The sequence below is a fragment of the Devosia epidermidihirudinis genome, from assembly GCF_000971295.1.
Lineage (GTDB): Bacteria > Pseudomonadota > Alphaproteobacteria > Rhizobiales > Devosiaceae > Devosia > Devosia epidermidihirudinis.
Genome location: NZ_LANJ01000019.1, coordinates 229,732 through 252,783 on the forward strand (window position 1 = coordinate 229,732; position 23,052 = coordinate 252,783).

At 58.8% G+C, this 23,052-nt stretch carries 22 protein-coding genes; 5 read left to right on the forward strand and 17 right to left on the reverse strand.

Features of this window, described 5'->3' with window-relative positions; genetic code table 11:
* Positions 1-51 precede the first annotated feature (51 nt).
* From WH87_RS12830 to WH87_RS12865, 8 genes are all read right to left on the reverse strand, one after another.
* Positions 52-885: a carbohydrate ABC transporter permease gene (locus WH87_RS12830; RefSeq protein WP_046137395.1), complete on the reverse strand. Its 834-nt coding sequence runs from the start codon at positions 883-885 to the stop codon at positions 52-54.
* Positions 875-1,747: a carbohydrate ABC transporter permease gene (locus tag WH87_RS12835; protein ID WP_046137394.1), complete on the reverse strand. Its 873-nt coding sequence runs from the start codon at positions 1,745-1,747 to the stop codon at positions 875-877. The genes WH87_RS12830 and WH87_RS12835 overlap by 11 nt, the downstream gene beginning before the upstream one ends.
* Before the next feature lie 52 nt (positions 1,748-1,799).
* Entirely contained in the window at positions 1,800-2,804 is a 1,005-nt protein-coding gene (locus WH87_RS12840; RefSeq protein ID WP_046137393.1) for a LacI family DNA-binding transcriptional regulator, read from the reverse strand.
* 413 nt (positions 2,805-3,217) lie between these two features.
* Positions 3,218-4,198: a phosphoglycerate dehydrogenase gene (locus WH87_RS12845; protein WP_046137392.1), complete on the reverse strand. Its 981-nt coding sequence runs from the start codon at positions 4,196-4,198 to the stop codon at positions 3,218-3,220.
* Positions 4,199-4,212: 14 nt separating this feature from the next.
* Positions 4,213-4,884 (reverse strand): RraA family protein, encoded by a 672-nt coding sequence (locus tag WH87_RS12850; RefSeq protein ID WP_046137391.1) that lies wholly within the window; start codon positions 4,882-4,884, stop codon positions 4,213-4,215.
* 3 nt (positions 4,885-4,887) lie between these two features.
* On the reverse strand, positions 4,888-6,267 hold the full coding sequence (locus WH87_RS12855; protein WP_046137390.1) for an aminotransferase: 1,380 nt from the start codon (positions 6,265-6,267) through the stop codon (positions 4,888-4,890).
* 80 nt (positions 6,268-6,347) lie between these two features.
* Positions 6,348-6,767: a VOC family protein gene (locus tag WH87_RS12860; protein WP_046137589.1), complete on the reverse strand. Its 420-nt coding sequence runs from the start codon at positions 6,765-6,767 to the stop codon at positions 6,348-6,350.
* Between the two features lie 61 nt (positions 6,768-6,828).
* Positions 6,829-8,433, reverse strand: a complete 1,605-nt coding sequence (locus WH87_RS12865; RefSeq protein WP_046137389.1) for an ABC transporter substrate-binding protein — start codon at positions 8,431-8,433, stop codon at positions 6,829-6,831.
* 622 nt (positions 8,434-9,055) lie between these two features.
* Between WH87_RS12865 and WH87_RS12870 the strand changes: the two genes are divergently transcribed.
* Complete coding sequence (locus tag WH87_RS12870) at positions 9,056-10,129, forward strand: ROK family protein (RefSeq protein WP_210165692.1); 1,074 nt, start codon at positions 9,056-9,058, stop codon at positions 10,127-10,129.
* A 2-nt stretch (positions 10,130-10,131) separates the two neighbouring features.
* Here WH87_RS12870 and WH87_RS12875 read toward each other — a convergent pair whose 3' ends face one another.
* The 6 genes from WH87_RS12875 to WH87_RS12900 are packed head-to-tail and all read right to left on the reverse strand — an operon-like array spanning position 10,132 to position 16,080.
* The gene (locus tag WH87_RS12875) at positions 10,132-11,136 is read right to left on the reverse strand and encodes an aldo/keto reductase (RefSeq protein ID WP_046137387.1); all 1,005 of its coding nucleotides are present in this window, start codon (positions 11,134-11,136) and stop codon (positions 10,132-10,134) included.
* Positions 11,137-11,163: 27 nt separating this feature from the next.
* On the reverse strand, positions 11,164-12,279 hold the full coding sequence (locus WH87_RS12880) for a mandelate racemase/muconate lactonizing enzyme family protein (RefSeq protein ID WP_046137386.1): 1,116 nt from the start codon (positions 12,277-12,279) through the stop codon (positions 11,164-11,166).
* A gap of 9 nt (positions 12,280-12,288) precedes the next feature.
* Positions 12,289-13,284: an ABC transporter ATP-binding protein gene (locus WH87_RS12885; RefSeq protein WP_046137385.1), complete on the reverse strand. Its 996-nt coding sequence runs from the start codon at positions 13,282-13,284 to the stop codon at positions 12,289-12,291.
* Positions 13,284-14,279 carry an ABC transporter ATP-binding protein gene (locus WH87_RS12890; RefSeq protein WP_046137384.1) on the reverse strand — a complete coding sequence of 332 codons (996 nt, stop codon included), beginning with the start codon at positions 14,277-14,279 and terminating at the stop codon, positions 13,284-13,286. Before WH87_RS12890 ends, WH87_RS12885 begins: the two co-directional genes overlap by 1 nt.
* Positions 14,276-15,145, reverse strand: coding sequence for an ABC transporter permease (locus WH87_RS12895; RefSeq protein WP_052726169.1), 870 nt, complete (start codon positions 15,143-15,145; stop codon positions 14,276-14,278). Before WH87_RS12895 ends, WH87_RS12890 begins: the two co-directional genes overlap by 4 nt.
* Complete coding sequence (locus tag WH87_RS12900) at positions 15,142-16,080, reverse strand: ABC transporter permease (RefSeq protein WP_046137383.1); 939 nt, start codon at positions 16,078-16,080, stop codon at positions 15,142-15,144. Before WH87_RS12900 ends, WH87_RS12895 begins: the two co-directional genes overlap by 4 nt.
* A 250-nt stretch (positions 16,081-16,330) precedes the next feature.
* Between WH87_RS12900 and WH87_RS12905 the strand changes: the two genes are divergently transcribed.
* The 3 genes from WH87_RS12905 to WH87_RS19090 are packed head-to-tail and all read left to right on the forward strand — an operon-like array spanning position 16,331 to position 18,927.
* Complete coding sequence (locus tag WH87_RS12905) at positions 16,331-17,236, forward strand: BadF/BadG/BcrA/BcrD ATPase family protein (RefSeq protein WP_046137382.1); 906 nt, start codon at positions 16,331-16,333, stop codon at positions 17,234-17,236.
* Between the two features lie 14 nt (positions 17,237-17,250).
* Entirely contained in the window at positions 17,251-18,258 is a 1,008-nt protein-coding gene (locus WH87_RS12910) for an SIS domain-containing protein (protein ID WP_052726167.1), read from the forward strand.
* Positions 18,259-18,291: 33 nt separating this feature from the next.
* The gene (locus WH87_RS19090) at positions 18,292-18,927 is read left to right on the forward strand and encodes a zinc metalloprotease (RefSeq protein ID WP_156458222.1); all 636 of its coding nucleotides are present in this window, start codon (positions 18,292-18,294) and stop codon (positions 18,925-18,927) included.
* Positions 18,928-18,941: 14 nt separating this feature from the next.
* Here the strand turns inward: WH87_RS19090 and WH87_RS12920 are convergent, their stop codons facing one another.
* Together WH87_RS12920 and WH87_RS12925 are read right to left on the reverse strand one after the other, a co-directional pair.
* Positions 18,942-19,766, reverse strand: a complete 825-nt coding sequence (locus WH87_RS12920) for a type 2 periplasmic-binding domain-containing protein (RefSeq protein ID WP_197410808.1) — start codon at positions 19,764-19,766, stop codon at positions 18,942-18,944.
* A 63-nt stretch (positions 19,767-19,829) separates the two neighbouring features.
* Positions 19,830-21,584, reverse strand: a complete 1,755-nt coding sequence (locus tag WH87_RS12925; RefSeq protein WP_197410809.1) for a pyrroloquinoline quinone-dependent dehydrogenase — start codon at positions 21,582-21,584, stop codon at positions 19,830-19,832.
* A gap of 225 nt (positions 21,585-21,809) precedes the next feature.
* Between WH87_RS12925 and WH87_RS12930 the strand changes: the two genes are divergently transcribed.
* Complete coding sequence (locus WH87_RS12930; protein WP_052726164.1) at positions 21,810-22,253, forward strand: c-type cytochrome; 444 nt, start codon at positions 21,810-21,812, stop codon at positions 22,251-22,253.
* A gap of 26 nt (positions 22,254-22,279) precedes the next feature.
* On the opposite strand, the gene WH87_RS12935 is transcribed toward WH87_RS12930, so the two are convergent.
* Entirely contained in the window at positions 22,280-23,011 is a 732-nt protein-coding gene (locus WH87_RS12935) for a phosphatase PAP2 family protein (protein ID WP_052726163.1), read from the reverse strand.
* Between the last annotated feature and the right edge of the window lie 41 nt (positions 23,012-23,052).

Sequence of the window (23,052 nt, forward strand, 5' to 3'; positions counted from 1 at the left end):
TCCCATTGAAGTTTTGACTTCAGTTCAGCCCGACTTGCGTCGGGTATTGGATCAGCCCTTCGTCGCTCCGGCCGTTAGCCCCGCAACCAGGTAGCGGTTCATCAGCATGACGAAGATCAGGACGGGCAGCAGCTGGATGGTCGAAGCGGCAAACAGCACACCCCAATCCACCCCTTCGATCGAACCGATCATCTCGGAAATCACCAGCGGCGCAGTCTTGGCCTTGGTGCTGGTAAAGATGAAGGCGAAGAGAAATTCGTTCCAGGCGAACACCACCACGAACACCGCAACGGCAATGATGCCTGGCGCCGCGAGAGGCATAATGATCCGCCAAAGAACCACCGGCAGGGTCGCACCATCCATGGACGCCGCCTCATCCAGTTCGCGTGGAATCTGGTCGATAAACGTCCGCATCAGTACGGTACCGAGCGAGACAAAGAAGGTGGCGTAGAGCACTGACAGAATAAAGTGCGTGTCGGCCAAACCCAGATTGTTCACAATCGGGAACAGTGGCAGCGTGACAACGATCGGCGGGATCAGCCGGATCGCAATCAGCGACAGCAGTGACGCCCCAAGCCAGCGGCTGGAGTAACGCGAGTAGACATAGCCCGCGCACGTCGACGCCATTACCGCCAGCGCAGCAGCGCCAATGGTGACAATCGTCGAGTTCAGCAGCCCGTGGAAGAACACCGCCCACCGCTGCCACAAAGTGATGTAGTGGTCGAAAGTCGGCGCAAAGAACCACTGCGGCGGGACAGCAAAGATCTCGCGTCCCGGCTTGAACGACGACGTGATGATAAACACGATCGGGAACAGCGACCACACCAGCAGCAACAGCACTGCAAGGGTCTTGCCCGCGTTGACGAGTATACGCTCAACCCGCATTTCGCACCTGACGACGAAGGAGGTAAATGTAGCCCGACGCCAACAGCATCGAGACGATGACCATGATCCAGGCGGTTGCGGCCGCAGGACCAAATGCGCTGAAGGTAAAGGCTTCTTGGTAGAGATAGACCGCGACCACCTCGGTGGTCCGTGCCGGTCCGCCGCCGGTCAGCAACCAGACCTCGGAAAACAGCCGGAAAGCGAAGATGTAGCGGAACAGCAGCGCCACCAATATGGCTGGGCCGAGCAGAGGCATCGTGACCCGGTAGAAACTCTGCAGCGGGGTGGCGCCATCAATGCGAGCGGCTTCATAGAGATCCGATGGCAAAGCCAGACGCGCGGCGTAGATGATGACGAAGGTGAAAGGCAGATGCATCCAGATGGTCAGGATGGCGATCATGATCATCGCGTGCGACGGCTCATAGGACCACTCCAGCAGCGGCAAGTGAAGCGCTGCCAGGAGGTTGGAAACCGGTCCAACATCAGGATCGAACAGAAACCGCCACATGGCGACGCCAACAACTTCTGACACAGCGTAAGGCGCCAGGACCGCCACAAAGAGAATGCGCCGAAACCACAGACCGGAGTTGAACAGCAGCGCCATGCCGAGGGCGATCAGCATCTCAAGATGCACAGCTACGACAACCAGAACCACAGTGTTCCACAAAGCACTGTGGAAGCCTGGATCAGTCAGCACCTGAACATAATTGCCCCACCCTACGAAGCTGGCGCTTTGCCCGAACGTAGACGTGTGGAAGCTCAGCCAGATCACGTAGACGGACGGGATAACGATCACGCTGAGCAGCAGCAGTTGTACCGGTGCGAGCAGCGGCACCATCTGCCATATTCTAGAAGTCTTCATTCTTTCCTCCGACCGCACAGCCTAGGCAATGCGGCAAACTCTTTGCTGCCCGCTAGGCAAGGCGCGCCACAGAACTGCGCAACTGAAGGGATGCATCCAGCACGATGTCCTCACGCGCTTCGGGAGAGCCATTAATCCGGGACATCAAACGCCCCCATGCCCGGTCGGCGATCTGTTCCAACGGCTGACGCACGGCAGTGAGAGGGACTTTGCGAGCCGTCATCCAGGTGTAATCGTCGAACCCAACCAGGGAGATCGCATCCGGTATTTCGAGCCCCCTCCGGGCCAGTGCGGAAAGCGTCGCCAAGGTCGTAACGTTGGTCATCGCCACAATTGCTGTTGGGTGTGCATTCGCGCCGAGCCATTCGCTCAGGATTTCAGCGCCAGATTCGTGACTAAGGCCAACTTCGACGACGCGCGGCGCGGGCACACCTTGTGACGCACAGCAGTCCGTCACACCACGAATACGATCATGGATCGGGCGGAAGGCACTGACCGAAGACGCGATTGCTATGGAGCGATGCCCACAATCGATCAAATGCTGCGCCGCGCTCCAGCCGGCTGCATGGTTATTGACTGTAACAGTGTCGACCACCAAGTCGCTCTGACCCACACGGTCAACGAGGACGATGGGCAAGCCCCCTACTTCCCCGCTCAAAAGGCGAGGAACGGCGTTGGTAGCGGGGATCGCTATGATCCCCGATGGGCGCCAGCCCATCAGCGCATCAAGACGAGCCGTTTCGATGCCCTGATCGTCCTGCGACGATACAACGATGACCTGGTAGTGCGCCTCTGCAGCAAGCTGCTCGATGCGCGATACAAGCGAAGTAAAGAACGTATCGTTGAAGTTAGGAACAAGCACACCAACAACCTGCGCTCTTCCGGACTTGAGCTGCGAGGCCGCGCGGTCAACTTGATATGACAGCGCATGCGCCGCCTCTTGCACGCGCGCACGAAGCTCTTCGGTAACAAGTTTTCGCCCCGAGAACACATTCGACACGGTCGCAATAGAGACACCTGCTCTTTCAGCAACCTCCCTGATTGTAACTTTGGTCATGCAGACTCGCAGTTAAACGTTTATCTATCGTGTTAAACGTTTATCTCTTGGAAAATCGGCTGTCAAGCCAGCCGGTCGGCTATGAGCCTAGGTGTAAAAATCTATGGACACCTATTCGGGCAGGCTGAAGTTCTGCCATACCTAGGGTGGCGCACCTGTTTTCATGCCCCCGCACCGGCTTGAGAGAGACAGGCCCTCCGGGAGGTCACAAAAGTTCTGCGAAAGAATAATCGGGTATGGCGAGTGGCTTCGCGCCGGCTCAGTTCCTCCCAGCACCGTCTCGCTAACTAGCCAGGCCTCGCACCTTTACAGATCAAAAAATGGTAGACCGGCATGGAAAGATGGGGCGCCACAGCACTTGAAGTGCCGGCTAATAAATTTCGCCATCCACACAGGAGTAGTTACCTGAGCCTCTAGACAACGACCTGACCGACAGAAGGGGATCGTCCTTCTAACAGATCCAGCACACAGCGGGCCGATATGAGATTGGTTCGCGCGAGCGCCTCGCGGCTACTCCCCGCGATGTGGGGTGTGGCGACCACGCGGGGATGGCGGACGAGAGCTAGTGTTTGAGGATCATCGCCTGTCTCGCCGGCAAAGACATCTAAGCCAGCGCCCCAGATGCGGCCATTGTCGAGGGCCTGGAGCAACGCCTGTTCGTCAACGAGCCCACCGCGGGCAGTGTTCACCAGAATAGCAGTTGGCTTCATGATCTGTAGCTGGGGTGCACCGATCAAATTGCGCGTTTCGGCGCTGACCGGCACATGCAAACTGATGATGTCGGCTTGCGTAAGCAAGGCGTCAAGGGAAACCGCTTCGACCCCAAGGTGATGCCCAGCCTCCGCATCAAGAAACGGATCATACGCGAGAATACGCACACCAAAGCCGCCCAAACGTTGCGCGACGAGTCGACCGATCCGCCCGAATCCGACAAGACCCACAATCTTACCGGTGAGTTCCAATCCGGGCAAAGCCCGCCAGTCGCCCTCGGCCATGCGTGCCTGACTTTGTGGTACCCGCGCGCCCACCGACAGCATCATAGCTATGGCATGATCGGCGACCGCGGGTTCATTGCCACCGGGTGAGATGGTGACGATCTTCCCCAATTCGCCTGCCGCCGCCACATCGACCAGATCATAGCCAACGCCGCGACGTGCGATCACCTTTAATCGCTGCGATAGAGCCAGAACCGAACGGGAGACGCGTGCCGCGCCCACGATCCAGGCATCCGTGTCGGCCAAAAAAGGCGCGAGTGCGGCTTCGTCGAGATGCCCGTCAGACTGATCATAGCGCAGACCGGCACGCTCCACGGCGCAACGGTGAGCCTCAAGCCAGGCCACCGCCGCGTCATCGAAGAACCGGGTGGTGACCAAAACACGCCACTTGGCTGACATTGGTTTTTCCTTTCTTACGACATGAAGCCGCGCAATTGCAGCGTCTCGTCCACCCAGCTGCGGTCAAAACTGCCATCGGCGATGGCTTTGAAAATGCCACGTTCCATTGCGTTGTGACGCTGCGCGTCGGCCAGCACGGCCTCCGCCTGATCGATCGGGATGGCGAGCACACCATCAGCATCACCCACAATGATGCTGCCCGCCTCCACTACGGCCTGCCCAACGACCACCGGAACGTTGATTTCACCCGGACCGTCTTTGTACGGGCCGCGATGGCTAACTCCACGGGCGTACACCGGAAGGCTGCCGTTACGGACCGCGTCGAGATCGCGAATTGCACCGTCGATGACAAAGCCAGCCACCCCGCGCTTTTCGGCGTAGCGCAACATGATCTCGCCGATGATCGCATTGGTAAGGTCCCCGCCCGCCTCAACGACGACAACGTCACCGGGCCGGGCCATATCGAGTGCCTTGTGCACCATTAGATTATCGCCAGGCCGGGTGCGCACGGTAAGCGCAGTGCCACACAGCACTGTTCCATCGTGAAATGGGCGCAAATCCGCGCCGCCAGCAAAAAGCCGGTGCATATTGTCGCTAATGTTGGCCACGGGGATCGCTCGGAAGCCATCCAGCAGTGCGACAGGTGCTGGGGGAGCCATAGGCAGGATGCGCAGTGCCATAGTCATGGATCAGCCCTTCACTGCAGTTGTTGCTTCAAGATCATTGAGCGCAGCGACGAACTTATCGACGACCTGATCAACTTCACTTTCGGTTATGACCAGCGGAGGCGACATGACGATCGCATCGTTCGGGCACGCCCGGATGATCAGGCCGTGCTTCTGGCAGAGGCCGACCATGGTTGGGCCGACCTTGCGGGACGGCTCGAAGTTCTTGTGGCTGTCCTTGTCGGCAACAATCTCAAAGCCGGCGAGAAGGCCAGCGCCGCGCACCTGACCAACCAGGGGATGACTGCCAACGCGCGCGTTGAGCTGCTCGAACAGATGAGACCCCACTGTGCGGACATGAGAAATAATATCGATCTCATCATAGATCCGTAGGGTCTCAAGCGCGACCGCAGCTGGCACTGGATGGCCGGAATAGGTGAAGCCGTGCCCGAGAACGCCAATGCGATGCGCCTCGCTGGCAATGCCATCGACAACCTCCTGGGAGATCATGAGCGCGCTGAGCGGCAAATATCCGGAAGTAAGCGCCTTGGCGCAGGTCAACAGATCAGGCTGGATGCCCATCGTTGTCGACCCCCAGTGATTGCCGGTTCGGCCAAAGCCACAGATGACCTCGTCTGCAACGACGAGCACGTCATACTTGCGCAGCACCGCCTGCATTTTCTCGTAGTAGGTGCGCGGGGGCACAATCAGCCCACCACCGCCCAGAATAGGCTCCATGAACATGGCGGCCACAGTATCCGGGCCAGCCGTGAGGATCGCGTTTTCCAGCTCCTGTGCACATCGGGTCGCGTAGTCTTCCTCACTCTCGCCGGGTAGACCGGCGTGATAGAAGTCCGGCGTCTGCACATGCAGGTAGCGGTCGTTCAACGGCACGTCGAAGGAGGTATGGTTGATCACCTGACCGGTTACAGATGTGGTCGCCAGGGTAATGCCATGATAGCCGCGATGACGGCCGATGATCTTCTTCTTGCCAGGCTTGCCGCGAGCGTTGTTGTAGTACCAGATCAGCTTGATCGCAGTGTCATTGGCCTCCGAACCCGAATTCGCGAAGAACACCTTGCCCATTGGCACGGGGGCCATGGCGAGAAGCCTTTCCGCGAGTTCAATCATCGGCACGTGAGATTTGCCGGTAAAACCATGATAATATGGCAGTGACACCATCTGGTCATAGGCAGCTTTGGCCAGGCGTCCTTCGCTGAAGCCTAGAGAGGCGCACCACAGCCCCGCCATTGCGTCGATATAGCTCCGCCCCTCGCTGTCCCAGACTCGAATGCCTTCGCCACGCTCCATGATGAGCGGTTCCACTTCGGTGAGCGGATCGGAATAGGGATGAAGAACAGCAGCTTTGGCGCGGCTGGCGAGAGAGTTCAACGTGCTGGACATAGGGTTCTCCAAGACAAGCGGCACCGTCCTCATGGAAGACCATGAGCTGGGCCGATCAATGATGCGATTGTGCTAGGCGGCTACCAGGTGCCGCTATTCGATTGGGACGCCCAGGGTTCCCGCGGCGCCAGCCGCTCACCCTGCTGCAGAAGTTCTATCGAGACACCGTCGGGGGTGCGGACGAAGGCCATATAGCCATCGCGTGGCGGTCGATTGATGGTGTAGCCCATCTCCGTCAGATGCTGACTGATGGCATAGACATCCTCAACCCAGAAGGCGAGGTGCCCAAAATTGCGCCCACTCGGGTAATCCTGCGGATCCCAGTTATAGGTCAGCTCGATCTGGACCGAGGTGTCACCCGGCGTATTGACGAAAATATTGGTGTAGCGGCCTGCTTCGACTTCCTGACGACGAGTTTCAACCAGACCAAGTCCCTCGCAGAAAAAGCGCAGGCTCTCCTCGACATTGGAGATGCGCAGCATCGCATGCCAGTACTTCATGGCGTTCATTCCTAATGCATTTTGGAAAGGTGCCCGGACACATCGTCCGGGCACTGACGGATCAAACCTGGTGGGCTTTGGCCAGTGACCAGTATGGATACCCAGACTTGAGGTCGTATCCGAGATCAACGCGTGGATTACGCGCTACGATCGCAGAAAGGGTGACAAGCCCCATCATCGGCATGTCGGTGAGCACCCGACGCTCCGCTTCGCCAATCAGTGCAACCTGCGTATCGAAATCAGCCTCTTCGAGGACTTTGTCGATGAGATCGTCGACACCCGGGATCGCGACCCCATAGTGCGAATAGTTCACTCCACCGTCGCCGCTCGCCTTAACCACGGACCCCGATACCAGATGACTGACAAACGGATGCGTCGGCACCGGCGGAAGGCTGGTGATGTAAATGGTCAGCGCGTTCATGTCCTTGTTGTTCTGCGCATGCATCGTTGCGTGATCGATGATGCTCAGATCTAGGGTGATATTGGCAGCGCGCAGCTGCTCCTGAATCATCAGCATGATCGCGGCGTAATCCTCGCGCTGGCTGGTGTAGCAGGGGATGGTGATGCCATCGGGGAAACCGGCTTCGGCCAAAAGGGCGTTGGCACGCGCGGGATCGTAATCGTAGCGCAGATCTTCTGGCAGATCGTCGCGCTGCACGGCACCGGGGAATGATGGCGCCGTGATGCCGAGCATTGGCGTTGCGATACCCTGATAGGCCTCCGCGATTTGGGCATTGTTGATGGCATAGCGGAACGCCCGCCGCACCCGCACGTCATCGAGTGGCGCCCGTGTCAGATTGAGGAACAGGAACACCGATGCGCCTGGCTCGGTGGTATCAAACTGGGTGTTTGGATCGCGCTGTAGCATAGTTCCGACCCAGCCCGGGGCCCGAACGCCTTCCATCATATCGACCTGGCCCGAAGCAAAGGCCAGGGTGCGTGCTGTCGTGTCAGCAATGAACCGGACGTGCAGGCGCTCGTTGGCAGCAGGCTCACCAAAATAGTCCGGGTTCCTGACCAGGATCACGCCGTCTGCCTCGCTAACGCTTTCGAGCTGGTAAGGACCAGTGCCAATCGGATCGAGGTTCACGCCATCGCCCTTTTCTTCAGTGGCTTTGCGCGACAAGATTACGCCGGTGTGCTTGGAGAGAATGGCGTTGAACAGCGGATCGGGACGCTTCAGCGTGAAGACCACGGTGTAGTCATCAGGCGCTTCAACCGTAGAGATGATCGAGAACATCACTTTGTCTGGCGTCAGAATTTGTGGATCGAGAATGCGATCGTAGGTGAACAGCACATCGTCTGCGGTAAGCTCGCCATAGCCTTTATGGAACTGAACCCCTTTACGCAGGCGGTATGTCCAAGTCAGCCCATCAGCGCTGCTCTCGTAGCTTTCCGCCAGCAACGGCAGGAAGTCGTCTGGCTTCAACGAGAAGGAGCCGTCAGCCGGAGCGATCAGCGTCGAAAACAGATGAATAATGGCCCAAGAGTCGCCTGTAGTTCCGCCCGGGCGATAGGGATCAAGGGTTGTTGGCGCACGCGCTGCAGTCGCGATGACAACAGTCCCCCCTTCCTGCGCCAGAACTTTATAGGGCGCCAGGCCGAAACTGGTGGCAAAGCCAGCGGCGGACGCCATCAACAAAAACTCGCGACGTGAAGTACGCATTCAGATCCTCCCAATGATCCCTGCCCCATGTGCGGATCGACACCCTCAAACTTCGCCGACCCGCAAGGCCTGACCTCAAGAAATCACATTTATAGCGGCGTGGCTAGTTAGTTTGTAAAAATGCCGAACTAACATAATCAGAGGTATGGATATCGATTTTTAGTCGACATAACAGTCGGATACGCACAAAATGCGACTGCTCACACACCCGTTGATCAAAACATTTTTCCGGAAATCTGCACTCTCAATCATGCAGTCGCGAATTCGAGTTCAGCGACAGCTCGGCGCTGAGTTCCACCCGAACTTTGAGTAACAGAAAAATAGTTCGTCAAAGTGTCGAACTAAACTGATGCAGCCAGGTATATGATATGCGACTTTCGCATATAAATTCGCTCGATGAGCAACCATGAGCGCGTGGACGCCTCTCGCGAACCCGCTGTAGACAATGATGGAGATAGGCTTGCGGCGACGCGCGACCCATGATCGACCGGCAACCGGCACGACACCAGACGCTAAACTCACGCTAACCGATAGCGCCAGGGCGGTATTGCGCACACTCGCCGAACAAGGGTCGGTCACTCGACCGCAATTGGGTGCCCTCCTCGCACTGTCCAAGCCAACGATGTCGGCCGCAGTGTCGGAGCTCGACAACTTGGGTTTGCTGGCTGAAAAAGGGATCCATAAAGGCGCGACCGGCCGATCGGCTCAGATCTACGGCCTTGGACCTGGCGCAGGCTACGTCATTGGTGTCGATATTGGCGCGACGCAGATCCGCGCTCTTGCCTACGGCCTGGACGATGAACGACTGGGGGCCGCCACCAAGACCAAGCTCGCGGCGGACAAATCGTCGACGGATGGACTTATCGAGGTCATCGATGAGGTGACCAGCCTCGTGGCCGCCAGCTCGGGTCGCCGGGCTCGCCCGCTGGGGGCAATCGCAGTCGCCGTTCCGTTGAGCGTCTCAGAACGACGGCTAAAAGAAGACGCCCTGCCTCTGCAGGATATGCTTGCAACGCTGCGCAAACGATTTCGCGCACCGGTGATCGTCGAGAACAATGTGAACTGCGCCGCCATAGCCGAGCATCGTTTTGGCGCAGCTCGGGACATCGACGTACTGGCCTATCTTCAGGTGGGCGTTCGCATCGGTCTCGGGCTGATCATCGACGGCAAACTATTTCGCGGTGCCAACGGCTTTGCTGGCGAGGTGGGGCGCATTCCTTTCCCTTGGTCTGAAACCGAAGTGCCGACACGCGAAGCGCTGGAACACTTCCTTGGCGCCAACGCCTTCATGGAGCGGGTTAAAGAAGGTTGGTCGGGCGAAGACGGCGAGGTGCCCGCCGGCGCCCGCGAGTTGTTCGAACTGGCAGCGGAGGGTTCAGCGACAGCTCAAGCCTGGGTCGACCGGCATGCTCGCGATATTGGCCGGCTGGTAGCAGCCTGTATCGGCATGTTTGACCCGGGTCGCATGGTGCTCGGCGGCGGTGTTGGGCAAAATCCGATGCTGATCGGCGAAGTCAGCAAAGTTGTACAGGAGCTGACCTGGAACACCGAGATTGCAGTGGGCACCCTGGGCGACGATGCTACAGCGCTGGGCGCAATGCGCATCGCCAGTCAGTTTGGCTTGGCCCAACTGACTGGCGACCCCAGCGGCGCAATTCTCTTGCCGCCGACGCCCCGGCAGCGCCGTAGCGCGTGACCTTAACGGGTCACGCGACCCTCCACAGGATAAGCCGGATCAATGTAGCCCGGGGTGGAATCGTGGCCGGCTGGAACCATGGCGCTGAGAGTTTCTTCGTCCTGAGCGCTGTAGTCGTAATTCAGTGCCTCAACATAGCCCTGCCATTGCTGCAGCGTACGCGGCCCGGCAATAACAGAGGACACCGACTTGTTAGCCAGAACCCATTGCGTCGCCAGAGTGACTGAGTTGGTCTTACGCGTCGCCGCATAGGCTGCCACCTTCTCCGCTATGGCGAGGGATTCTTCTCGCCACTCCGTAGCCAACATACGTGCATCCTTGCGACCGGCGCGGCTATCTGGATCGGGCTCCTGACCCGCCCGATACTTACCGGTGAGCACGCCACGGGCCAGCGGGCTATAGGGCACCAGCCCAATGCCATAATGCAGAGCAAGCGGGATCAGATCGTATTCGGCGGTGCGGTTAAGCATGTTGTATTGCGGCTGGAACATGACCGGACGATCAATCCCCAGATCGTCGCACATCTGACTGACGATGGCCGCGCGCCATGGGCGGAAGTTCGACATACCGAAATAGCGAACCTTGCCGTCTCGGATCAGGCTTGCAACTGCCAGCATGGTCTCTTCAAGGGGCACATCGCGATCTTCACGATGCAGGCACAAGACGTCCAGATAGTCGGTGTCGAGCCTCTTCAAACAAGCTTCAGTGCCTTCCAAAACCCAGTGGCGCGACAGGCCGCGTGAGTTGGGATTGGTACCAGTGGCGTTGCCCATCTTCGAGCACAGAACCCAATCGCCACGATCTGCCTTGATGGCCTTACCGGTGATCTGCTCGGCCGCACCGCCGTTGTAGACGTCAGCACTGTCAATGAAATTCACACCACCATCCTTGGCGGCAGCGATGATTTCGATGGCATCCTTTTCGTTGGTCTGATTGCCGAACATCATTGTGCCCAGGCACAGCTCCGAAACGCGCAAACCACTGCGCCCTAATTGACGATAGTCCATACGATTGCTCCTCTTCGTAGACGCGAGCTATTGCGCCCGCACTGGAATGCTGCGGCGCGTCATAGCGGCAGCATCGAACTCGAGCCCCAGGCCTGGGGCTGTGGGCAAAATGAAGTGACCATCCACTGGTCGGGACGGATTGCGGAAAACTGAATCGGCGCGCTCCCAGCCGTCACACAACTCTACGGGTTTGGAGCGCAGCATGATGGTGGACAGCATGTGCAGATTGGCCATGTGACCGATGGTGGGCTGGGTCTGGTGGGGCGCCAGTTCCACCCCGTGAGCAGCAGCAATGGCCTGGCATTGCATGAGACCGGATATTCCACCCATCTTGATGATGTCCGGCTGCACCATGCGCACGCCAGCTTCGATCAGATCTTTCACGCCCTGTAGCGTATAGGTCTGCTCACCCGCCGACACGGTAATATCGAGGCGCCGGGCCAGCTCGCCGGTGGCCGCAACATTGTAGTGCTGCAGCGGCTCCTCGAACCAGATGTAGCCTAGATCCTCAAGCTCACGCCCGACGCGAATTGCTGCGCCGAGCGAATAGCCATTGTTGGCGTCAAACGCCAAGGGGAAGTCATCCCCCAGCGCCTTGCGCACGGCCCGTGCCTTGGCGATATCGCCAGCAACATCGAGATCCTGCTTGGTGCGATCCCCATCGCGGCGCAGCTTGAGGGCTGCAGGGCGCTCAGTCTCGACGCGTTGCATGGCCGTCTTTACCAGCCAATCAACCGTGTTTGCCGCCCCGCCACCCATGGACGAATAGCAAGGCAACCGACCCTGCCAGGCACCGCCCAAAAGCTTGTAGACCGGCAAATCCAGCAACTTGCCCTTGAGATCCCACATGGCAATATCAAGCGCGGCAATCGCCCCCGTCACCACGCCCTCGGGGCCAAGCTTCATACATTTGTGCAACAATCGATCGAGCAGCACCGCCTGGTCCAGCACATCTTGCCCAACCAGATCGCGCGCCATGTCATTGGCAATTACGATGAGCGATGCCAACCCGCCCTGCATGGGCGACGTTTCACCCAGGCCGAACAGTCCGTCCTCCCCCTCCACCCGCACGAAAGCGCTACGGAAGCCCTGCCCCGGCTCGGCCCACTCCAATTGAAAGGTCTCTATCTTGGTGATTTTCATGTTGGGCACTCAGGACGAAAGCGGGATCGGATTGGGCACCGCAAAGTGGCATGCAGCCTGGTGGGCATCACCAATGGAGCGCAGCGGCGGCCGCTCGACGCGACAAATATCCTGCGCCAGGGGGCATCGGGTGTGAAAATGACAACCCGGCGGAATGCGCCGTGGGCTGGGCACATCGCCCTTGAGCACAATGCGCTGGGTTTTGCGATGCGGATCAGGTTGCGGCGCAGCCGACAGCAGGGCCTGAGTATAGGGGTGATGCGGTGTATCGTAGATGGCGCGCTTCGGACCGATTTCGACAACGCGGCCTAAATACATGACCATGACCCGGTCGGCGAAGTGGCGGACCACCGCCAGGTCATGCGCCACGAAGAAATAGGAAAAGCCACGCTCTTCCTGCAGGTCTTGCAACAGATTGACGATCTGCGCCTGCACCGACACATCCAGGGCCGACACTGGCTCGTCGGCCACGATGAAGGATGGATTAAGGGCAATGGCGCGGGCAATCCCGATGCGCTGACGCTGCCCGCCAGAAAACTGACGCGGAAACTTGTCCATGATGGCAGACGACAATCCCACTTGTTCAAGCAAAGTCGCGACCTTGTCGCGGCGTTGGGTGCGGTTCAGCGATGGCTCGAAGACCTCGAATGGTTCGCCAACAATCTCGCCGACGCGACGTCGGGGACTGAGCGAACCATAGGGGTCCTGAAAGATGATTTGCGCGTTTGCACGCACCGCCCGCATGTCGCGACGCGATAGCTCGGTGACGTTAACGCCATCCAGATGGACGGTCCCACTGGTAGGCTCAATGAGGCGCAACAACAAACGCCCCAAGGTCGACTTGCCGCAGCCACTTTCACCGACCACCGCGAGCGTTTCACCCCGCGCAATCTCGAACGAGACGTCGTCAACGGCCCGGACGCCGGGATCGCTTTTCCCGAACAGGCGGCCAGCTGAACTGAAGGTTTTTCCGAGACCTTCGGCTCGCAACAGGGTCTCGGCCATTACTGCACCTCCATCTCGGTCGTCCTCACTGGCGCCGTGACCCAGCAGGCGGCTCCGTGGCCAGCGCCGTGGTCGAACATCGGTGGCATGTCCACTGCACAGCGATCGATCTTGCGCGGGCAGCGCGGCTGGAAAGGGCATCCGGCCTTGATCGATCCAGCGGGCGGAACGGATCCAGGTATCTGATAAAGCCTGCGCTCTTCGTGACCGGGGCGAACAATCGAGCGCAGCAAGCCATCAGTGTAAGGATGGGCTGGGGCGTCAAAGATTGTCGCAACAGGACCAGTTTCCACCACCCGTCCGGCATACATCACCACAACGCGATCACAGACTTCGGCAATGACGCTCAGGTCGTGAGAAATCAGCAGCACAGCGGTCCCGGTGTCCTGGCGAACCTTGTTCATCACATCCAGAACCTGGGCCTGGATGGTCACGTCCAGCGCCGTTGTTGGCTCGTCAGCGATCAGCAGGCGCGGCTCGCATGCCAGCGCCATGGCAATCATTACACGCTGGCGCATGCCACCAGAAAACTGGTGCGGATAGGCCCCCATACGGGCTTCGGCATCGGGAATGCCGACCATTTGTAGCAACTCAACGACGCGTGCCAGCCTGTCCGATCGTGACATGCGGCGGTGCAGCTTGATCGCCTCGCCGACCTGATCGCCAATTGTCATGACCGGATTGAGCGAACTCATCGGCTCCTGAAAGATCATTGAAATCTTGCTGCCGCGGATTTCCGGCATGACGTCGCGTGGAAGTTGCAAAAGATCGACCCCTTCGAACTCAATGCGACCGCGCGCGATAAGACCTGGAGGTTCGGGGATCAGCCGCAACACGGCCAGCGAAGTCAGCGATTTGCCTGATCCGGATTCCCCCACCAGGCCCACGGCCTCGCCCGCATTGACCGTAAAACTGACACCTTCAACGACGCGGGTGATCCGTCCCTTGGCGATGAAATCCACGGCCAGGTCGTCAATTTTGAGAAGCGGGCTCACGATTGCGTCTCCGGATCCAGCGCATCGCGCAGGGCATCACCCATGACATTGAACGACAGCACCACGACGGTGATAAGCAAACCAGCGCCGATGATCGGCCAGGGCGAACCAAAGATATTGCTCAGGGCGTCACGGATAATGTTGCCCCAGCTGGCGGCTGGTGGTTGCGTGCCGAGGCCAAGAAAGCTCAGCGAGGCCTCCAGGCGGATGGCCGACGCGACCCACAAGGTCAGCAACACCATGATTGGCGCGGCGATATTGGGCAGCACGTGGCGAATAATGATGCGGGGCGAACTCAACCCCACAGCGACCGCCGCCTCAACATAGGGTTCCTGAACCACCGACAAGGTTGAAGCACGGGCAACACGAGCAAAACCCGGAATGAACGCAACGGCGATAACGCCCACCACATTCCAGAAGCCACCGCCAAGGACCGAGGCAATCATGATGGCCAGCAACAACTCTGGAAAAGACAGCATGGCGTCGTTGAGCCGCGTCAAAAGACGATCAACGATGCCACCGTAGTAGCCAGCCACCACGCCGAGAATTGTACCGATCACAGCGGCAATGACGGGTGATACCAACCCCACAATCAACGAATTGCGCGAGCCGAATATCAACCGGGATAGCACGTCACGCCCGAACTGGTCGGTGCCGAGCCAATGCTCCATGGAAGGATATTGATTGATTTTGAAGACGCTCTGGGTGAGCGGATCCATCGGGGCCAGAAATGGCGCGAAAATCGCCACCAGCACCATTATCATGATGACAACGCCGGCAGCTGTCACCGCCAGATTGCCGGTGAACAGGGTCTGCAGGAAGTTGGGCGAACGGACGACAGGCACAGTCGGAACAGCCAGACTCATTTGCCAGCCCTCACGCGCGGATCGATGACGACATAGGCCAAGTCGACCAGAAGGTTGACCGAGAGTACGATGAAGGCAAACACCGCCACGCCGCCCTGAATGACGGGATAATCGCGGCGCGCGATGGCGCTGATCAACATTTCGCCAATGCCAGGCCGGTTGAATACCAGTTCGATCGCCACTGAACCGGAAAGCGTCGCCAGAAGGCTCAGGCCAATACCTGTCGCAATCGGCATCAGCGCATTGCGCAAGCCGTGACGATAGATAGCGCGAGGCTCGCGCGCTCCCTTGGCGCGCGCGGTGCGCACATAATCCTTGCCCAAAACTTCAAGCAGCGAGGTTCTGGTAAGACGAGCGACGAAAGCTGACTTCACGAATGCCAGGGTAATTGCGGGCAGCAGCAAATGGTGCAGCCGGCTCGCAAGATCAGTGCCCGCTCCGTTGATAGGCACCCAGCCGAGGTTGAGCGCGAAGACGATCAGCAACACCGCGCCCAGGTAAAAGTCAGGAACAGCGTAACCCACGAGCGAGTAGACCCGAACGGCAGCATCGGGCCATTTCCGGCGCTTGACCGCGGCCAATACGCCAAGGGGGATCCCAGCCAGAATGCCGAAGAGCATCGCCATCAGCGTCAGCTCGATCGTGTAGGGTAAGTTTCGCCCGATCATATCGACGACCAGGTTTTGACTGGTCAAAGACCGCCCAAAATCGAGCCGGACCATATCCCATAGGAAGACGAAATACTGCTGCCAGATCGGCAGATTGAGCCCCATCTGCTCTCGGAACAGCGCCAACTGTTCTTGGCTCGCATAGTCCCCCAGCGCAAGTAGAGCCGGATCACCTGGCAGCAGACGCAAGGCAACAAATACCAGGGTCAAGATCAACAAAATTGTGGGTACTGCATCCAGCACCCGCCCCAGAATTAGCCTCAGCATCTCACACCTATCCCTCCAAAGAGCCGTCGCCTTCTTAAGGAGGCATTTCGACTCTCATCGACAGCTCACCATCTATGGAGCCTTGACGCAGCAACCAAATCATAGTTTTAAGCCGATATCCAGTTAGTTCGTAAAAATTCCGAACTAACTTGTAATCGCCGAGAATTGTTGCCAGAGTACCGCGGGCCTTCACTCACGAGACCCACACTGCCAACGACGAACGCCCATGGTGGGCCGAACAGGACGACTGATGAATAACCAGCTTGTTGTTGGCATCGATATCGGAGGGACCAAGACGCATCTAATTGCGGCGAATGGCGAATCCGACCTTGCCGAACACGTGGTACGTACCGCCGAGTGGCGCGTAGCAGATGTGCAATCCAACGCAATTTCAATCCGCGATTTGGTGCAAAGCCTGTGCCGAGAGGAAACGCCTACGGCAGTGGCAGTCGGCGCGCACGGATGCGACACCGACTGGCATTGCGATCAACTGCAAGCGGCACTTGCCACAGTGCTCTCCTGCCCCGTTCGAGTCGTAAATGACTGCGAGCTCCTGATCCCAGCTGCCGGCTTTAGCGCCGGTATCGGCGTGGTATCCGGCACCGGGTCCATCGCAGTATCTCGCTCTGCTACGGGCAATATGTTGGCGGCGGGCGGATGGGGCTGGCTTTTGGGCGACGAAGGGAGCGCTCCAACTCTAGTGCGCGATGCGGCGCGCGCGGTGCGGGCTTCTATAGATCACGGCCTATCCGACGACCCGCTGATCGCCATGTTGCTGGGCGCGCTCGGCATTGATGACCCCATCAAGCTGGGCCGACGCCTCTATGAAATGGGTGATGGCGTTGTATGGGGGCAGCAAGCGCCAGTGGTGTTCGAGGCTGCAGAGGCAGGATCAAGGCTGGCCACAATGGTTGTCAGTCAGGCCGGAGAGGCCTTGGCTGAGCTAGTTACGACGCTTGTTGGCCGCGGTGCCGACGCCCGACATGTTGTTGCCGGAGGTGGCGTAATCGTCCAGCAACCGCGCCTCATGGAGGCTTTTCACACGGCCATGGCGAAAAAACATCCCTCCAGTCGGGTCACCTTGCTGGACGCCGCACCCGTCAAAGGTGCGCTCACTTTGGCGCGGCGCCTTTCCATGCCGAACGCTCACACTTGAAATCGAGGACCATCATGGAACGCGTCGGTTATCGCGCTGCAGTAAATCGCCAACCCCAAAGCCTAGCGACTTGCCTGACCAACCTTGCCAGCCTTGCGGGTGATGTGAACCTGGAGCATTTTCGTAAGGGGCCGCTAGCTCTGGTTGGCATCGGCGCCAGCTATCAAGTCGCCTTGGCCGGGGCACACTATCTTCGCCAGTCGGGTATACTTGCCCTCCCTCTCTACCCAGGCGAGTTTGAGACCAGTGATCTCAGTCTTTATGGCGGCATAATCTTGCTGTCCGCATCGGGAGAAAGCGCCGAGATTCTGGACGCAGCCACCTATGCAGCGCCTCTGCCTCGGATGGTGCTCTGTCGTGATGCCGTCAATCCGCTTGCCGAACTGTGCGATCTGGTGATTGCCGCAGAGAGCGGCGCGGACAACGGAGCCAGTTCAACCGGTTATACCGGAATGCTACTGGCAATCGGCTTGTTGACGCAGGCACTGACCAATCGGGGCATTCCGGCCGAGATCACGGCGCTTCCCGAAACAGTGGAAACCCTACTGCGCACCAATGGGCCAGCGTCGCTCCGCGCCGCCGAACGACTCGCGCTCAGCACGTCAATTGACGTGGTTGGCAACGGCGTGGGGCTGGCAACAGCCGGTGAAGGCGTGATTTTGCTGCGCGAAGCCGCGCGCATGCCCGCATTTGCCTGGGATACGCGTAACTATCTACACGGCCCGATGGAGTCACAGGACCAGAACACCGGCCTCATCGCCATCGGCACCGGCCGCGAGCCCAGCATCGCCACAGAAGCGGCTGCCTTTGGCAGCGCAGCTGTGTTGCTCGCTAACAGACAGCAGACCGACACCGCGACTTTGGTTGTACCGGTCCCGCACATGAGCGACCCAATTGCGAGGGCGATTGTCGACATTGTCGCCATTCAGATGGTCGTTGCTGAGATGCAGGATATGGCGGGCCTGACCGACACCCGCTTCCGGTATCCGCAATCGGATACAAAGCGGCGCGCGGCATCCTAGAACACGCCGCGGTGATGCAAGAGGGGTGATGCTTTGGCAGACTTGACGCTACAGACACTCCTCACGCGCCTCATCGTCTCCCTGCCGATCATTGCCGTCAGCGGCTATGTTATGGCCGTCGGCGCCCGGCTGCTAGGCGACCCCGGCCCCTCTCAGGACGGACGGCAAACACTCAACCCACTTGCCCATCTTGATGTTCTGGGCACAATTTCGATCGCAGTGTTTGGGTTGGGCTGGATACGGCCACAAATGGCGGACGCTTGCCGCATACGCGGCGGATTATGGGGCGTCGTTGCCATAATACTGGCGCCCCTTGCCTGCCTGCTGCTGCTTGCATTCGCCGCGATCAAATTATTGCCCTGGATGAGCAATGCTGCCTCGATCACCATGGCCGCTGTCCTTGCCAATGGATTAGTAGCGATGGCCCGCATGTCGGTCGGTTTCGTCATGCTCAACCTCTTACCTCTGGTCCCGCTAGTGGGTGGGCACCTGCTCTTGGCGAGCCAAGCGCGACTGCGAAGCTGGTTCGTCCGCTCGGGCTGGATATTGAGTGTTGTTGCCATCTGCATCGTGGCAACAGGGCTGCCGCATCAGATCCTAGCCCCGCATGTCGACGTCGTTTTGCGCTTTATCTCGCAAGATACGGCGAATGTGGTTCGCCAATACTAGCACGCCACCAAGCATCACTCGCGCGGCGCGTTTCCGGGCATGCCAGACCGCTCAATGAGCTCGCCAAGAACCCCGTCCGCAACCAATGATGCAATAGCCTCATCGATACTCGCCCGAAGAAAGCTATCCTGCCCGAGCAGGACCCCGGCTACGGCCATCACTGGCAGCGAGATTGGCGCGGAATCTATCTCAACGAGCTCTGCAAAGGCAGGGTGGTCATGCCTTAGCTGCCGGAAGCTCGGTCCCCACACCAGCCCAGCCGCTGCTACGCCATCAGCCACCGCCTCAAGGGTCAGTTCATCTGACGAGTATGGAAATCGCTGCCAGCGCTGCCTCGCTGGCAGATTATTGTTGTATTGCACGAAGCGGAAATCAGCGCTGGAACCAAGCGTGGCCGCGACCGGAGTTCCTGGCGCGATATCGGCAAGACGTGCCGGCGCCGATTTGGGCGCCACAAACACGTAGCCCGTTTCGTAGTAGGGTCGCGTCAGTGTCAGCCACTCGGGATAGCCAGCCGCAATCATCTTAAATCCAAGAAAGACCCGACACTCCCCCAAAAGATAGCGATAGAGCGCGATGAAATCTCCAGTTTCGTTTACGTCATCGAGTACTACCGGTCGGGCCTCTAGCAAGAGCGCGTCAGCAATCGCCTCACCAACAGCCTTGTCCAACGTCCACCCCGGATCACGGGGATCAACACAAAATTGTAGGGCATATTCGTCGCTAGGCCGACCAAACAACTCCTGGTCCGGCATATTGGGCAATTCGTTTTCCTGCGCGCCAGCCGAGGCAGCCGGCAGCATCAACAATGCAAGAGCGGTCGCTGCTAGAGCCTTCATCGCGCCAATCACCCGGTACACAAGGGAAGATTGGGGCGCCGCAGGAGGGCGCCCCATTTCGGCTTACTTTGCGTCTGGCAGGGCAAAGACCCACAGCACAGAACCCGCAACAGGGTTCTGGATTTCCGGCGTCAGCGACGCCAGCGTGTTGGCCTGACTCGAACCGCGACCAACAGCAACAGCAACGTACTGCTTGCCGTCGACTTCGTAGCTGATCGGAAAGGCATTCACGACGTTATTGGTCCGGATTTGCCACAGGATGTCACCGGTCTCGTCGTCAAATGCGTAGAAGTTTCGATCCCAACTACCACCAAACACCAAGCCGCCTGCAGTCGGCAGCAGGGCGCTGGTAATGGGCGCACGCTGGCGATAGCTCCAGCTGGTCGATCGATCGGCCAGATTGACCGCGTCGATGCGACCGATATTGCCATCGCTGCCCTCAACCGGAATGCGTGCAAAGGTTGCGCGTCCACCACCAGTATAGATCTGGCCAGCGTCGAGTGGCTGTGGCGTTGTGTTGGAGCAGAATTCCGCCAGGGGCAGGTAGAGGTTCTGAGTGCGTGGGCTGTAGGCGGTCGCGGGCCAGCCACGACCACCTGGGTCAGCCGGGCAGTTCACTGTCGTCTCGCCGATACGCGGAATGGCATCGGGATTGATGGTCTTTTCGCCGGTAACCGGATCGATTGCAGAAACGACGTTTTGCGGCACGGTTTCAACGCCCCACACCCAGTCGCCATTGTTGCGGTCGATAACCTCAACAATGCCAAGCTTGCCGGCAGTCACCAACAGCTGGCGATCTTTGCCATCGACAGGCATATCGACCAGGATACGCTCATAGATATAATCGAGATCCCAGGTATCGTTCTTGAGATGCTGATGATGCCATTTCAGCTCGCCTGTCTCGGGATCTAGAGCCAATGTCGAGTCAGTGTAGAGCGCATCATTGGTGACACCCTCCTTGGTACTGGCGGGCGACAGGCCACTCATCTCGGCAATCCATGGATAGGGCTGCCCCACACCGCTGAAGACCGTGTTGGTAGCAGGATCGTAGGTACCCGCAATCCAGACCGATGCCCCGTAGCGCGCCTCAATAGGAAGACCATTCCAGCTATCGTCACGTGCAATGGTGTTCAACCGCCAGAGCTCTTCGCCCGTATCCGGGTTATGCCCCGAAATAAAGCAACCGCCAGGCTGACCGTTACCACAGCCGGTCATGCCCTGAACGATAACGCCGTCGGCAATGACCGGGCCAGCCGAATAGCGGAACCCTTTGTTGAAGTCTGCTGGCTGCACGTCCCAGACCAGCTTGCCGGTCTTGGCGTCGAGCGCGATGATATGAACGTCTGTAGTCGCAACAATAATTTTGTCTTCATAGATGGCAATATTGCGCTTGGTTGCGCCGTTGGTACCCGTGCCCGAGTCGATGACGGATTTGGGCATGTCGCGTACATACTGCCAGAGCAGGTCGCCACTCGCGCCGTCGATCGCCTGAATCGTATCCATGTTGTTATGGATGAACAGAACGCCATCGTGGACAATCGGTGTCGTTTCAGTAGCACCTGGCGTTAGCGACCAAGTCCAGGCAACCCCCAGATTGGCCACGTTTTCCTTATTGATCTGCTCCAGCGGGCTATAGCCCCAGCCGTCATAAGTCCGCCGCCAGTGGAGCCAGTCTCCGTCGGAGGGGTTGGTCAAAGTATCCGTTGTGACTGGCGTGATCCCATCCAGTCGAGACGCTTCCTGGGCAGAGCTGATGCCCGCAGCACTCAGCGTAATCAGGACCAGGGCAGTATTCATGAGCAGGTTTCGTTTTTGCATGGCGATATCCTCCCGATGCCAGCGGCGTGCTTCGAAAAAGAGTTCCACCTCTTGTGAGCACTGCAAGATCATGTATGTATACATAACGTTCGTCAACCTTACTAACTAATATGGCAAAGTAAAGCTGACCCAGCGGCTGGCGCCGTTCAAGCACGGATCGACGAACCAACATCACCGCCCCCGCGCTCTCAGAAAAGCAAAATACAGATGGAGAGGAGACTTGATATGACGACAGCAAAAGCCAAACGCACTCTGAGAAGCCGCCTCGCAATAATTGCGGTACTGCCCTCGTTCGTTATCGCGAGCACAACGGCGTATGCCGAAGACAATCTTCCTTCAGCATCGTTCACGGCAGCTCAGGCACAGCGCGGGCACGATCAATACCGGCGCAACTGTCTGGACTGTCATGGCGAAAACCTTGATGACGGCGAGTTTGGCGGCGCTCCGCTTCGGGGAAATTCCTTCCGCAGCAAGTGGTTTGATTCTAACGCCGACTTCCTGTTCGATTACATGCAGGCAGCCATGCCGCCCGATCGCCCCGGCACGCTGAGCGATGCCACCTATGCCGACATTCTCGCCTATGTCCTCAGCCGAAATAATGTCGCCGCCGGCTCCGCAGAACTCCCGTCAAACTTCGACGCTCTCGCCGAACTCATGATCCGCCAATAGCTCACCAGCCAGGCATAACCGTGACCTCAAGTCGGCTCTGCGCCGTGTGTGAGGGTGCCTCGCCGCTGCAGGGCGGTCGCAATCGCGGTACAGAAAAGGGCCCAAGCGGCGCCGAGGCACCAGCCGGCGAGAATATCGCTCGGATAATGCACGCCCATGTAGAGCCGGCTGAGGCCAATGAGCAGGGTGAGAAACACGGCCATGCCAATGCTGAAAATGCGCAGTGCCCTTGTTGGGGCAAGCCGTGCAAGCAATGCGCCGAGCGTCAGGAATGTCACGGCTGACAGCATGGCGTGACCGCTGGGAAAGCTGGCGGTGAATTGCTGCGACATGGCAGTCAAATCCGGGCGCGGACGGTTGTAACCCATTTTCAGCACAGTGCTAAGAATGGTGCCCCCGAGCACGGAAATGAGCACAAACCAGGCCTCCGCCCGCATGCGCACCAGCCACAGGTAGGTACACACTGATGCCACGATCAATCCCAGCAGGGCGAAGCTTCCCAATGAGGTGATGTCCCGCACCATTTCCCGGAGCCAGGCCGGGCCAATGGGCACCGCAAGATTGGCTGGATCTCTGAACAGCATCAGGATCGTCTGATCGAACGCTTCCAGTTCCCCCTCAATCATCAGATCGGCGATGAACAGAAAAATCAGGATCAATCCGCTGACGGCAGCGATTGAAGCCAGGAGCTGCGCCTCGCCGCTGACAAAGCCACGAAGGCGGCGATAGGGCGTGGATCGGACCAGTCGATCGAACATTTTGGCATTTTCTCGCTATTTAGAGCGCAACGTACATCCGG

Bases quoted from the DNA above. Each gene is read 5' to 3' on its own strand.
- WH87_RS12840 (WP_046137393.1), bottom strand. From the start codon at position 2,804: ATGACCAAAGTTACAATCAGGGAGGTTGCTGAAAGAGCAGGTGTCTCT.
- WH87_RS12845 (WP_046137392.1), bottom strand. From the start codon at position 4,198: ATGTCAGCCAAGTGGCGTGTTTTGGTCACCACCCGGTTCTTCGATGAC.
- WH87_RS12895 (WP_052726169.1), bottom strand. From the start codon at position 15,145: ATGAGTCTGGCTGTTCCGACTGTGCCTGTCGTCCGTTCGCCCAACTTC.
- WH87_RS12860 (WP_046137589.1), bottom strand. From the start codon at position 6,767: ATGAAGTACTGGCATGCGATGCTGCGCATCTCCAATGTCGAGGAGAGC.
- WH87_RS12865 (WP_046137389.1), bottom strand. From the start codon at position 8,433: ATGCGTACTTCACGTCGCGAGTTTTTGTTGATGGCGTCCGCCGCTGGC.
- WH87_RS12925 (WP_197410809.1), bottom strand. From the start codon at position 21,584: ATGCAAAAACGAAACCTGCTCATGAATACTGCCCTGGTCCTGATTACG.
- WH87_RS12835 (WP_046137394.1), bottom strand. From the start codon at position 1,747: ATGAAGACTTCTAGAATATGGCAGATGGTGCCGCTGCTCGCACCGGTA.
- WH87_RS12935 (WP_052726163.1), bottom strand. From the start codon at position 23,011: ATGTTCGATCGACTGGTCCGATCCACGCCCTATCGCCGCCTTCGTGGC.
- WH87_RS12830 (WP_046137395.1), bottom strand. From the start codon at position 885: ATGCGGGTTGAGCGTATACTCGTCAACGCGGGCAAGACCCTTGCAGTG.
- WH87_RS12875 (WP_046137387.1), bottom strand. From the start codon at position 11,136: ATGGACTATCGTCAATTAGGGCGCAGTGGTTTGCGCGTTTCGGAGCTG.
- WH87_RS12900 (WP_046137383.1), bottom strand. From the start codon at position 16,080: ATGCTGAGGCTAATTCTGGGGCGGGTGCTGGATGCAGTACCCACAATT.
- WH87_RS12910 (WP_052726167.1), top strand. From the start codon at position 17,251: ATGGAACGCGTCGGTTATCGCGCTGCAGTAAATCGCCAACCCCAAAGC.
- WH87_RS12855 (WP_046137390.1), bottom strand. From the start codon at position 6,267: ATGTCCAGCACGTTGAACTCTCTCGCCAGCCGCGCCAAAGCTGCTGTT.
- WH87_RS12920 (WP_197410808.1), bottom strand. From the start codon at position 19,766: ATGAAGGCTCTAGCAGCGACCGCTCTTGCATTGTTGATGCTGCCGGCT.
- WH87_RS12880 (WP_046137386.1), bottom strand. From the start codon at position 12,279: ATGAAAATCACCAAGATAGAGACCTTTCAATTGGAGTGGGCCGAGCCG.
- WH87_RS12885 (WP_046137385.1), bottom strand. From the start codon at position 13,284: ATGGCCGAGACCCTGTTGCGAGCCGAAGGTCTCGGAAAAACCTTCAGT.
- WH87_RS12930 (WP_052726164.1), top strand. From the start codon at position 21,810: ATGACGACAGCAAAAGCCAAACGCACTCTGAGAAGCCGCCTCGCAATA.
- WH87_RS12905 (WP_046137382.1), top strand. From the start codon at position 16,331: ATGAATAACCAGCTTGTTGTTGGCATCGATATCGGAGGGACCAAGACG.
- WH87_RS12850 (WP_046137391.1), bottom strand. From the start codon at position 4,884: ATGACTATGGCACTGCGCATCCTGCCTATGGCTCCCCCAGCACCTGTC.
- WH87_RS12870 (WP_210165692.1), top strand. From the start codon at position 9,056: ATGTCGGCCGCAGTGTCGGAGCTCGACAACTTGGGTTTGCTGGCTGAA.